Below are 11,558 nucleotides of genomic sequence, written 5' to 3'. Positions count from 1 at the left end.
CGCACAAGGCCCTAAAGGCGATACCGGACCACAAGGCTTACAAGGTGCGACTGGCGCACAAGGCCCTAAAGGCGATACCGGACCACAAGGCTTACAAGGTGCGATTGGCGCACAAGGCCCTAAAGGCGATACCGGACCTCAAGGCTTACAAGGCTTACAAGGTGCGACTGGCGCACAAGGCCCTAAAGGCGATACCGGACTACAAGGCTTACAAGGTCCTAAAGGCGATATCGGACCTCAAGGCATACAAGGTGATACCGGTGCGCAAGGCCCTAAAGGCGATACCGGACCTCAAGGCATACAAGGTGATACCGGTGCGCAAGGCTTACAGGGTGTGACTGGCGCACAAGGTCCTAAAGGCGATACAGGACCACAAGGCTTACAGGGTGCGACTGGCGCACAAGGCCCTAAAGGCGATACAGGACCACAAGGCATACAAGGTGAGACTGGTGCGCAAGGCCCTAAAGGCGATACAGGACCACAAGGCATACAAGGTGAGACTGGTGCGCAAGGGCCTAAAGGTGATGATGCCGCGGCTTTAGTAAACTACTTTACTCAATCCGAACTCGATAATGTCAATAAGGATACGACGCCAGATGGTACGTTGGTTTTCAATGCAGGCATCTCTGCACTTCAGTTACTAATAAGTACGAACGAGCAATCGATTGGTACCTCAAACAACGGTAACATGAGCGCTAGTAACTCTATCCGTTTCGCTCAAACGTTCACCTTAGATAGGAACGCTACGCTCTCAGCAATAAAGCTCATGGCGGGAGCTGAAAGTACAATAAACATTTCAATCGTACCGAAGGAAGATTTAGCAGCGATTGAATCGTTAGCTTCAAACGTAACTATCAATGGCGGCTGGAATGAAATCAGCTTGCCAACAAAAAATCTAACTTCTGGGACCGAATACCTGCTACTGTTTGAAAACTGTAGTTGCACATACGACAGCAACGACAATTATAATACGGGGCAAATCATTGATAACCCAACAGATGGATCTATCAACGATCCTGGAAGCAACAATTACGATTATACATTTACTCTAGTTTTTCAAGAAACAGCCAAAGTTTGGAGAACGATCAATTAGGCTTTATTTAAAAACCCAGTATCTGTGTTCCTGAGTTCTGACTAAACTCAATAGAGTCATAACTTAGGAGCACGACGTATACCATAGCTAAAAACATGACACCCCGTGAGAGACAAGCCAAAACTCAATCCGTACATTATGACTTAGAAAGCCCTAATTGACCTAGTGTGCGGTGAATAATTGAAAATACAAGACATTTTGGGAATGCTTTCCGATTAATCTTTGTTTTCGCTCAGAGCCTACATTATCGATTCAAAACGCCCCTAATGGAAGAGGTGGGGTGTTTCTACATTAACACCCAATCACTCTTATACAGGGCTTTAATGGACATTGTTGTTACTCCTGCTTTTAATGACTGTAGCTATAGTGTTGTGCAACCATACTAGAAAAGAGGTGCGTCCACCTCTTCAAAGCCCACTTTCGTACGAATAAACAAAGAATGCTTAGCCGAAAAGTAATCTGCACAGCAATTCTCTCTGGAAATGCTGATACAGCCTTATACTATTCTAAATAGTGAGTATCAGAGAAAGGCTCACTCGATTCAGGCTGAATTGCGTCTATCGGACCTAAGTTCGAACTGTAGAGCGGTAGTAATGACGTTCAAGATTGAGCACCTTAGCTGTATCTTTCACCAACCCGGGCCGATGATAGGCCGCTCCATCTAAGATTAGGTGTACCTTTTGCTCTAGTGGATAGTGCTCTGTCTTTAGTTTCCAGACAAAAAGCTCGCTGCTTCTCTGAGCAAAACTTATGAGGTCCCTTAGGCTTGTTGTATAATAATCCATTGTGGTGTAGCCACTTATTTCATATCCATTACGCTGTAGCGAATAGCAAATTCGGCTTTTATCTATATGAGCAATAACTGGGTGACTATCAAAGTAAGTCTGTTCAACCAAATGCTCAATAACCGGAATGGTTTAAACAGCAGACATTCTGCTCTGGCGACCACCGTTTTCAGGCTTTAACTTCTCAAACTGGTGATAATCGTTGATATGACGTACAACCGTAGTGTCATGAGTACGAAATGCTTAGGAAATAATTACTTTGATATAAAATACGCTCTAAATAGTAAAACGCCGCAATGAAAGCGGCGTTTTGGTCTTGAAAAGATTGTAGCCAACACGATTTAACTGAAAATTTAAATAAATGCCTTATCTTTGTTAGCCGTTGAATTTACAATCTTTTGTGGATTACCCGCATACACGACATCTTTAAAGGCGCACAATTGATAGGTATCGAGCAGGCAAACACCCGCTCTGTAAGTTTTACCACTGTTAAGTGAAGCGCCTCCTTCCGGTTTTACAAACGTCGATATCTTATAGAGACCGTCGGTAGTTTCATTAGCCAAGGTGAGCTTTTGATAAGCGACAACATTTTTACCATTAGGGGCAACCTGCCCGTTACCCCAACCAAATGTTGCTTGCTCGCATGATTGCCCTTTGGCATCGATACTCGGGTCGATGATCACCACCCATGAATCAGATAAAACATCTTGTTTATTCGGCGGTATTTTCAACGTCACCGCAGCTTGAATGTGGTCAGGCTCTTGAACTTCATCAAGCGCAAACTCTGTCACAACCGTTGATAGTGCATTACAATCAGTCGTGTCCTTGTTGCTCAAAGTAAAAGTTGTACTCGCTGCAATTGCATAAGCACCGACAAATACTGCGTTAGCCGTTTCATTTAGATCGGGGCCGACCTCTAAAGTCAATGTATAGGCTTTGTCATTAGGAATCTGATCCACTAAGCTCTTAATATCCAAAGAATAGCAAATCTGATCGAGAGGACATTTGATTGGTGCATCCCGCAGTAGGATCGGAGCTGATGCCCCTTCAACCTGTAAACTCACCTGAAACGCAGCGTTAATATGGCCCCGCAGCGAGCCTGTAGAATCTTTAATAGAGGGCGCCCAATAATTAAACGTTAACACCTTTTTGTCATCATTGTCAGCGTGATATCGCACATTGCTCAAACGGCTGCTGGCAAAATTTGGGGAGCCGCTATGCACTTGTTTCCCTCCTTTCCACGTTTCAAGTACTGGGATATTACGCATCCCTTGAGCCGGGTTAGCCAGATTGTCTGTGTTTTGGTAGGTCAGTGGTGACTCAGCTAAAATCACAAAGTCAGCGCATTTACCCACCTCTATTGAGCCGACCCACTTATCCGCATGGCACTGCCAAGCGGCATCGTAAGTCATTGCCTTTAATGCTTGAAAGGGGGTAAGACACTCCGCTGGGTTTAACACTTTCTGGGGGCTCCCTTGTGCGACGTCCTCCATTAAACGAGTGATGGATTGCTCCATCATGCGCAGTGGCCCTAGGGGGGTCACGCTGTAATCACTGTGTAGGGTAATACGCATACCGTAATCGGTTAATGTGGTACGGCATAGGTCAAGTTGATTGGCTCGTTGCTCACCAATAATGGTGTTTTGAAAACCCCATCCCCAATACCCAACATGACCAATGGTAAAGCTTGGGGAGATCCCGAGCTCTTGCATATCGTTCATATTTTCTCGGGTCAACAGTGAGCAATGTTCAATACGGTCTCGACGTTGATCGATGATGCTCTTATTCATCCCTGCAGCTCTGTAGGCATTTATGGTTCGTGCAATCGCGTGATCGCCATTGGCATGGATCATCAATGGCCAGCGCGACATATTGGCTTTTTGAACAATGGCATTGAATTCGATGGGATAACCGTAATTGAACAGCCCGGTGTTGGTTTGCTTAGCAATGTCATTGGCTGTAACCGGCACTTTTCCCTCATGAAATGTACCAAATTCATTATAGTTTTCATCACAGTTATAGGGAGTATATTGATAAGCAGTTAGCCCCTGCGCTGAGCCATCCGAGATTAGCTTTAAATAAGCTAGGTTAAAATTTTCATCTCCGTGATTAGGCTGATAAGTGCCAATAATAGAGTTATTGAGCTGTGTAAGACTGTCCACTCCATATGCGCCTGCGATTCGCACTATTGGCTCCTTTCCCTCGAAGCCTTCGAGTTTACCGGTGGCATAGGACTTGAGTTTTGTCATTTGAAAATCATCAAGCAATGCATCTAACATATAGGTAACGCCTCGCTCAGAGGCAGTAGTAAACACCTTATTGACCTGCTCTGTTATTTGCTCATCACTTGGGCGCCCAAACCATGTGCACAAAAACTCCAATACCGGCAGTATCTGTGCCATCTCTTGCAAAACACCATTTTCACCCGTGCTAATATGGGGGTGAATCGTAGGCTCCTCGTCTGAGCTCAATTTATAATCTTTATTCTTTTTCGACTCACCATTAAACCGGTTAATTTGCTCAATAACTACGCTATTTATATACGCTAAATGGCCCGAAGTATTGAGCACCATAATTGGGCAGCTCTTGCTCGCCTTATCTAACACATGTTTATTAAACGACTTGTCCTCTCCCTGTAACAGCGATGGATCGATATTGTGCCCAAGCAACCAAGATTGGCTCTGTGGCTTACTATCCGGTTTACCCTTGGCGTACTGGAAAGAACTATAATCAGGTAACGAAGCACTTATTTGTGTCGTGGCCTCACTTAGCTGCCTAACAACCCAAGCTAGGGTATAGCTTTTTCCCCTTAAGCTTTGCCCGACAAACGGACTCAGATCTACACCGGTATTGAAGGTGGCGCTGGGAATGATGTGTACATGAGGTTCAATGAAGGCAGGCTGTAAAAATTGTGAGCCTTGGATGAGCGTTGCTGTGGGGGCTGATTTTGGCCACTTCTGCTTGACCTCATCTAACGAACCCATCGCGATTATCTTGCCATCTTTTATTCCAATTGCCTCAACGGTGTTATTTTTCCCACCCGCTAAGGTTTGGATGATGCCGCCATTGGTTGCATGGAAAATTCGATCCCGTGGCACTTCACCTTGGGTTAATGACTGGTTATTCGCTTTAGTAGACGATAAACGTGAAGACTGTATATTAACACCGTTAGGTATAAGAGTTTTCCAAAGAGGGTTGCCACAGGCACAACTGAAATGCCCTTTGCATTTATGTGTCATCGTAATTTCCTTTTCAGTGAATAAACGCTTCACCGGATATCTTTTTGCTACATAAGATAGTTCTAGTGTCATAGCAAAAAATAATCGCGGTGATATAAATGTCTGTTCACTTTAGGTGTCAATGACACAAAATATTATTACGCTGTTATTACACTGTGGGGATATGGAGACTCGCGCCCTATTTTGTCAATGAGGTTGTTGCCTTACACACCAAAAGTCACTGTGTGGCCAGCGCTGCTCCTGCATATAAGCGCTTTGTAACTGTTGTAAGTAATTAGCGTACATCTTGTCTAATAGATAACAGTAACAAAGAAAAGTATCTGACCTTCCCTGAAAATGGTCAATAATGGCACGGCTAGCATAATAGGCCGTACCCATGGCTGAGGTGATGCCATAGGAAGATAACGGATCGTAACTATAGGCGGCGTCGCCAACCGCTAGCCACCCGTCGCCACAAAGCTCGGTTAGCCAGGACGAGCCCGCTTTATGAACAGAGATAGCGCTGTGCTCCTGCCCTTCAAAATTATCCTTATGTTCAAGTCTGGCTAGGGTTTGATGGGTTTGACTCAGTAAAGAAAGAAAGCCCACTGGCTTATTACAACTCAGTCGTGAAATGAGATGGGAGTCAGTCATTAGGGTGACAATTAACTTATTATTGGGCAGAGTTGCGCTGTACCACCAACCGTACTCGGTTGCTTCAACCAGAGTCGCAGAGTTTGGCTCATGCTGATCATGAAACACCATACTGATGCCAACTAGTTTATCCATTGATTCACGCTGAACCCCCAACGCCTTTGCTACCACCGCTCGTCGGCCACTGGCATCCACTATATAGTCGACAATAATCTCCCGCTGTCGAAAATTTGATTCTAGTGTTACTGTCCAGCGGTTATTTTCACGAACGCAGCTTTTAAACTTGGTACCCGGGTGATAATTAGCACCATTCATTATCGCCGCTTGCATAAGATCGTGCTCGAACAACGGTCTATCAATATGGGTGCCAGCCCCGTAAACACCCAATATAAAGTCATCTTCAGTTACTGATGAGGCGCCCCAGGCCGATTGATTTGCATAGCTTATTTTATGTTTATCCAACAAATGCACCAATGATAACTTTGCCAATAAAGGCTTAATGTTAGGCGGTAAACACTCGCCAATTTTAGTCCGAAAACTCTGGTGAGTTTCAATTAAGGTTACCTTAAAATCTGCTTGCGCCAATTCACCGGCAACAACAGCTCCGGCAGGACCACCGCCAACAACCAAAACCGATTTACTGTCCATCTGCTATGACTCCTATCAACGTGCTACTAGCCAATAATTAAAAAGACCATGTGAAGGTTACCCTTGCGCACCAACGCGAAGGTAACCTTTGAATTAAGCTTCACCGTTTAACGCTCTAGGCGCCCATAGATCTTACGGGGTTGAATCTGATTATCAGACGACTCAATATCCTGTTCAAACTCGGCTCGCTGATGCTTTTCACGAGCTATCGCCTGCTCAGGGGTGATTTCCCCTTCAGCCACTTGCAGCTGTATGTAGGTTGGATCCCAGCGAGTAAATGTTTCAGCGCGCTGCTGCTCTACCCAGGCCACCTTAGGTAGCTCTCCTAAGTGGGTGCCTGCTGAAAATGTCTTAGCAGAAACAATCCCTAAATCTGACCACTCATTCGCCATATCGTTAAGCCGACTCAAGGTATCTGAGTTATCTAAATCTCGCAGCCAGTATTGGCGATAATTAAACTTTTTACTTTTTTGAAAGGTCCCGGAGCCATCACTATTAATGCCTTCATAGGATTGCTCGCTAAGCACATTTTGCGGTGCACGCGGTGCCCATAGCGCAGGCGTTGGCAGATAATTTGACTCATCTAAGCCCCCTAAACAACTTGCAGCGTCAGCTTGCCAAGGCACTCCCATCCAGCGAGTTAATGTTCCAGGGCCACTAAAATCAACAGGGCCGTTTTTCTTCATCGCTTCCTCAGGGGATAACACTGGGCCATAGTCATCGCTGACGTACTTCGGGTCATTTTCATGTTCAAGAGCCACGACATTTAAACGATACGGTGATAACTCTCCTGCTACTGGTGATTTCCACATCTGATCGACTCTAAGCGGCCAAGATATTTCAATGCCTGGCCTAAAGGGCCCACCCAAACACTCCTGCAGCGCCGCTTTAGTGAGTAGATAGGGCTGAATCGCAAGAGGTTGGTTAGCTATCGGATCAAGCTCAGCTGCCGCTGGTAATGGAAAACCTGTAGCTAATATGTTTCGACTTGGTGGCTTAAAATCACCATTAGCCCACTGAACTAGGGAGTTATATTGAGTTTGCGTAACCCATAAATTTTCATTCGGCTGGCCACTGAAGTCGCGCAGTGCATCGCCGTAATTTGAGGGGATTTGCGTCGGCTCAAACTGCTCTGAGTTTGGGTTTCTAAACCAGCTTAATAACGATTTTTTAAACTCAATGTCAGTATCTGACACTAGCTTTTCGTACACCGTAGGGTCGGTAAAATTAGACGGGGACCCCTTACCAAACAACATATACAACCCTTCACTCACCCACTGGGAATCAGTTAATGACTTAAAAATGGGCCATATGTCTTCCTCAAATGAGGGCTTTTCATCATTGGTGGTTTGGCCTTGTTTTTTCGCGTATACGTCTTTGGCAATATCGTACATGGTGATCGTGCCGTACAGGCCTTGTCCATAATTAGGTGGCACCACAGCAACAAAGGCAGGCTCAGCTTCGATAGGTTTTTCATCATCAATGGTTATAATCGCCCGGACCGGTCCATCTGATGTATCATCATACCAACCATCGTTATTCGCAAAATGGTGAATTGGATTATTAGGTCTAATGCTGTTAGCTTCACCTGAGCCTCCTAGCACAATTAATCGGCCCTTTTCATCTGTGCGCAGCTCTCCAAGGCAAACCTTACGATCCATAAATGCCCCTTCATCCATTGAGCCGCTGCGTTGATTAGCACCACTGATTGATACGCTTCCTGCATCAATCACCAGCTTGTCTCGGCTGGGTGACAAACCATAAGGTACTCCACCATAGCCTTGGTTTTTATGTACCACCGATAACGCAAGCTTTTTGGTATTTCCATTCTTTTCAGAAATTTCATTCAAATCCATTGGGTTGGTAAACTCATACCAAGCGCCTTTACGGTTTGCTAAATGCACCTTCCATTCAACCTTAATACATTTATTCTCTGCATCAATACCGTGATTAATCTCAGACACAACTTGCCCATCAGCGTTTAAACCATATATTCTAAATCGTGCAGCCTGTTTTTTTACTGCGCCATGGGCATCTTTATACTGAATATCACACGTTGAGCTACTTAGATCATTTGGTACCCTAGGATCAGCGACCTGTCCCGGAAGTTCCGGCGCATAATACCACTGACTAGAATTGCCCACCCTCGATATACCGATGGCTGGATATATAACGTATTTAACTATCTCATTTCCATTGCTATTGTTACTCATGACTTCTTCCTTTTCTGGTCTTCAATAATAACTTGCGATGCCTTTTCGCTTATCATATAGATGGGGGTAACAATAAAAGTCCCTGGGATCTTGGGAAAAACTGAAGCATCTACTACACGTAGATTCTGGGTACCTCGAACCCGAAAACGACTATCAAGAACCGCCAACTTATCGCCGTCAGCCCCAATAGGACAAGAGCAAGAGGCATGATGTCCCCAGGATTGGTCTTTTATATATTGTTTAATTTGTTCATCGGTTTGCACCGCATGTCCCGGTAATACCTCTTTGACTTTAAAAGGAGAGTCTTGCATCAAAGTACGTGCAAACTTAAAACCCTGCACTATGTCGTTTAAGTCTTCGCCACCATCATCACTACCTTCATTGAAGTAATGAAAGTTAATATAGGGTGCCAACCTAGGGTTATTGGATTTGAGCTTCACCACGCCTTTGCGATTATTGGTATGAGCCTTTAATACCGTCCAGGTAAATTGATTTTTAATCGGATTAAATGTCCAAAACCAGTTTGGAAAGAAACCTTGGAAGCGTACACTTTTTGCGAAAATGATAAGGTCAGGATCCACCTTATCTGGGAACGACTTTTTTAAATACATCAAGGGGGAACCCATACTGTTATAAGGTCCCGTTCTATCGGCAAGCCAAGATTTTAAAAACGCATCGTGTTCGGGATCATCACTGTAGTTTGCAAGCTCATTGACCTTAAACGGCTGCTCCATCTCAGTAATCAGAGGAATTTCATATCGGTCTTGTAAGTTTGTGCCAACACCGGGTAAGTTAACCCGCACAGGTATGCCAAATTGCGTTAATTGCTCGGGATCGCCAATACCCGAAAGCATCAATAGTTGTGGCGTATTAAATGCACCACAACACAAGATAACCTCCTCATTTGCATAGGCCTTATTAACCACAGGCTGTGTTAGCTGACACTCTTCGTCATACCTAGGGGTGGTCGAATAGAGATACTGACCCTGCAAATATTCAATACCAATGGCCTTGTTAAGCTCAATGTCATCAAACAACACGCGGCTCGCCAAAGCGTGACTTTGTATAAATAACCGCTTTGGGAACTGCTGTTGCACTTGCAGTATGTACTCTCTGGTGCCATTTCTGGCCATGTTGTGGGTAGCTTGGGGAATGGTAAAATATCCGGTACTGTGGTCTTCGGTAACACTGACGGAGTTTGGATCAAGATGCTCGTTAATTTTTCCTAACTGCTCAGCATCCAATCCACGTTTTTTACAGCTGGCTAAGGTTTGCTGAAGCTGCCAATCCTTAGGTGCCGATGACGTATCAGCCTTCTCTGTGCTCAACCACCCCGAAGTACCATGACCTGTGTTTTTCGCGATGTTCGGCTCTAAATATTGGCACTTCTCAAGCTTAATAAAGTACTCACGCATCTTTGTTGGCGACCACGAATCATCACCTGTTAACTGCTGAATGTACTCCCAGTCCGAATTGGCAGGATAAGTAGTAATCATTGCATTGTGCGCGGTACAGCCACCCAGAGTACTTGAACGTGGGTACAATACCCCATCTTTTGCTGGCACAAATTTAGGGTCCCTTTTTTGCTGCTTCTCATCTGCATAATGACGTACAAAGTAATCCCATCGATAGTTCTCATTCTCAGCAGCAAGCCCCGAAAACGAAGGTACTGAATAACTCACACTTGCTTCCTTTCCCCCGGCTTCCAATAGCAGAACTGTGTACCCGGCAAGGGCTAAGTTTGCAGCAAGTGGACCACCTCCTGCACCTGAACCAACAATAATATAGTCATAGTTATTATCCGTTTCATTGTGTTCCATCTTTATACATATCCTTTGCGTTTAATGCTTCAGCACGGTTGCAATGAATATATACGTTACATACTTACTCTGTTATTACATCGATATTACGCTATCACGGCACTGTTACTTACGAGCGATGAGACCCAACCTATCTGCTTTCTGCTGAAAGGTTTTGATGTCTTTCAATATTAAGAGGAGGCCAAAGTAACGCAATACGTTTGGAGAAATGACCACAAACCCTTGATGAGTCGTGGCATAGTGAATTTGGCCACCTACTCAAAGATGACATCATCACCTTTGAGTAGGTTTTTATTGGCTTTGTTTCCTTACTCAACCCACCGTATCTTTTGATGTCATTAGACAGCTCGATAGCTCTCGGTCATATCAAGCTGCGTAAATCGATTTAATATTGATGCCGCTAGCATCATTTCCTGTTGTTGATTGTTAAATTCTCTGCTGTGTAATTTGTGGACAAAGAGTGTTAGAGACGCAGCTCCAACAGTCTTACCCGAGATTAAGACAAGTAATTTGAAACCTTAAAGCTGGGATTTTTCTGTTTCAGTGAGCTGATAACGACATGGCCCTGCCATAACAACTCGACAAACACTTGTTAGTAAGCTTCTTCGACGATGGTTTGTTCCCAAACAAGCTCGTGCTCGGGTGAAACTTGCTGTCTAGAAATGGTCGACACTCCGAAGCTCAATACGCCCTTGATACGATGTCGTCGAATGCAGCAGGCTTAACACAAACAGCAAATTGCATCACTTTGATTTCGACGATAACGCCTTACTATTATTATGATAAAATACCCTCACCAATGAAAAATCAATGTGAAAAATGTCAGAACATTCATACCATCAACTTATTAAGTCAACTTTCGAAAACACTCTTCTTCACCTTTACTTCCAAGTAAAACTTTCCAATCACTTTGTTAAAGAAGAGCAACGAAACAAGATCATCATTGATTTCTTGAAGCCAAAAATCAAACAAACTCGATATAGCATTATCAAGAAAAAGCTCAAAACTGTTTGTTTGATGAAAAATAAGTTTGGCTCAATCGAAAAACACTTAGAAAGCGTTTTATCTCAATATTCAGCGATAGAAAGTCAAAACGACGTTGATAAGCTTTATGCCTTGTTAGAACG

At 44.2% G+C, this 11,558-nt stretch carries 5 protein-coding genes and 1 pseudogene; 2 read left to right on the top strand and 4 right to left on the bottom strand.

Annotated elements, in window-relative coordinates; translation table 11 throughout:
* Nucleotides 1-1,093, top strand: a pseudogene (locus F0232_RS25220) (collagen-like protein); the annotation flags it as partial.
* A 1,138-nt stretch (nucleotides 1,094-2,231) separates the two neighbouring features.
* On the opposite strand, the gene F0232_RS24490 reads toward F0232_RS25220, so the two are convergent.
* The 4 genes from F0232_RS24490 to F0232_RS24475 all read right to left on the bottom strand — a co-directional run bounded on the left by F0232_RS24490 (nucleotide 2,232) and on the right by F0232_RS24475 (nucleotide 10,431).
* Nucleotides 2,232-5,117 carry an amidohydrolase gene (locus F0232_RS24490; RefSeq protein ID WP_216608353.1) on the bottom strand — a complete coding sequence of 962 codons (2,886 nt, stop codon included), beginning with the start codon at nucleotides 5,115-5,117 and terminating at the stop codon, nucleotides 2,232-2,234.
* 186 nt (nucleotides 5,118-5,303) lie between these two features.
* The gene (locus tag F0232_RS24485) at nucleotides 5,304-6,398 is read right to left on the bottom strand and encodes an NAD(P)/FAD-dependent oxidoreductase (protein WP_171751067.1); all 1,095 of its coding nucleotides are present in this window, start codon (nucleotides 6,396-6,398) and stop codon (nucleotides 5,304-5,306) included.
* A gap of 107 nt (nucleotides 6,399-6,505) precedes the next feature.
* Entirely contained in the window at nucleotides 6,506-8,611 is a 2,106-nt protein-coding gene (locus tag F0232_RS24480) for a LodA/GoxA family CTQ-dependent oxidase (RefSeq protein WP_171751066.1), read from the bottom strand.
* Nucleotides 8,608-10,431 carry a GMC family oxidoreductase gene (locus tag F0232_RS24475; protein WP_171751065.1) on the bottom strand — a complete coding sequence of 608 codons (1,824 nt, stop codon included), beginning with the start codon at nucleotides 10,429-10,431 and terminating at the stop codon, nucleotides 8,608-8,610. The genes F0232_RS24480 and F0232_RS24475 overlap by 4 nt, the downstream gene beginning before the upstream one ends.
* An 819-nt stretch (nucleotides 10,432-11,250) precedes the next feature.
* Here F0232_RS24475 and F0232_RS24470 point away from each other — a divergent pair.
* Nucleotides 11,251-11,558 (top strand): DUF2913 family protein (locus F0232_RS24470; protein ID WP_171751064.1); only part of this gene is annotated, 308 nt, incomplete at its 3' end.

Source organism: Vibrio sp. T3Y01, from assembly GCF_013114525.1.
Lineage (GTDB): Bacteria > Pseudomonadota > Gammaproteobacteria > Enterobacterales > Vibrionaceae > Vibrio > Vibrio chagasii_B.
The sequence above is the reverse complement of the archived record's forward strand: the minus strand, read 5'-3'. Positions and strand labels throughout refer to the sequence as shown.